Here is a 334-nt window from a genome sequence, read left to right on the forward strand (position 1 = left end):
GCGTTGTCGGAGAAGGTGTGACGCGCGTCAACCTTGCCGTACAGGTCAACTTTATTGCCGTCTTTGTTATACATTTCAGCCGCGTTTGCTGCGCCAGCCATTAATAATGCGGGTACAAGAATTGCCAGAACTTTTCTTTTCATTATATATTCCCTTTAAAGATAATTTATATGAATATATGTAATCACCCTCCGTAATTACGTGTCTGATACTATTCTATGGCTCGTAAATTTGGTTCAAAAATAAATGTAATTAAACCAGTGAAAATATTACAAAATATTTCCAAAGATCTCTTTATTTTTCAAATGAATTAATACCTTGAAAGTATTGCGGG

At 35.3% G+C, this 334-nt stretch carries 1 pseudogene; it reads right to left on the reverse strand.

Features of this window, described 5'->3' with window-relative positions:
- Positions 1-143: pseudogene (locus IM295_RS23005) on the reverse strand (porin); the annotation flags it as partial.
- Positions 144-334 lie beyond the last annotated feature (191 nt).

It is taken from the genome of Enterobacter cloacae complex sp. P14RS (assembly GCF_014895895.1).
Lineage (GTDB): Bacteria > Pseudomonadota > Gammaproteobacteria > Enterobacterales > Enterobacteriaceae > Enterobacter > Enterobacter bugandensis.